At 43.3% G+C, this 1,252-nt stretch carries 1 protein-coding gene; it reads left to right on the plus strand.

The features are described from left to right. The coding region (locus AC1DDX_RS21870; protein ID WP_477622593.1) for a TonB-dependent receptor domain-containing protein at positions 1-1,170 on the plus strand (1,170 nt) is incomplete at its 5' end. Positions 1,171-1,252: the final 82 nt, after the last annotated feature.

Here is a 1,252-nt window from a genome sequence, read left to right on the forward strand (position 1 = left end):
GCTTATTACAATAGCTTTATATCTATGAACAGATATGTGGAGAAAGCAACGGCCTGGTACGGCCCGGGACAAACCAAAATACAGTCGTTCAAAAAAGGTGTTCGCCTAACATTGAACACCCCATGGAAAATGGGCGCTTTTGGCGATGGAGAACTGACTTACGGACTCGATCTGTTAAGCGACAGAACCAATCAGGTTCTTACCGATGGCAGGGTATACATTCCGGACATGAACATGCTTAATCTTGCACCATATGCCCAGATGAAGATGGACATAATGACCAATTTTGTTTTGAAAGCCGGAGTTCGTTATGAAAATGCCCGTGTTAAAGTACAGGATTTCAGCACTATTGCCAGAGGGCCTAACGGCGAAGGCAGTATTGCTGTTACCGGGGGTAAGATTCCTTATCATAGCACTACTTTCAATGCTGGTTTAAGATACAACAAATATGATATCTTTAATCCTTTTGTAAGTTTCTCTCAAGGCTTTGCAATCAACGAGCTGGGTCGTATCTTAAGAAGTGCAACCAGCAATACGCTGGAAAGCATTGCCACAGATCCTATTATTACCAATAATTACGAGACGGGTTTCAGCAGCAGGCTAGGCATTGTTAATTTAACCGCATCTTATTATATAAGTACTTCTAAATTGGGGGCTAACCTTGTTGATGTTGGAGGATACCTTGTACCTCAGCGCGAACCGGAAAGAATCCATGGCTACGAAATTTCGGCTGATGTATACTTTAGTCAGAAATGGACAGCGGGAGRCAGCTACTCTTATGTAGAAGGAAAAGCAGAACAAACAGGCGGCACAAAAGTATATATGAATGGTTTACGCATTGCGCCACCTAAAGCAACTGCTTACCTGGGCTACCGTCCGTTGAGTTCGCTTGATGTGAAACTATATTGGGTATATACCGAGGGTCGTGATCGTTTTGATGTACGCGCTAATGGTTTGTATGCCAACAGTGAAGGTCCGGTTAAACCGGTAAGTCTTTTCAACCTGTCGGCCGGCTACAGATTTAACAGTAAGTGGTCAGCCGGACTAGGTGTAGAAAATTTGCTGAATAGTTCATATTACCCGGTAGTAAGCCAGTACCGCGCCATTGATGCAGAATATGTACGTGGCAACGGCGCAACCATGAGTCTGAATCTTTCTTATAACTTTTAATAATGCTGCGGAAACTCTTTTTCTGGCTGCATAAATGGCTTGGTCTGATTACAGGCCTGGTTGTTTTGATTGTTAGTATAAC

This window comes from Pedobacter sp. 10L46_2, assembly GCF_056395165.1.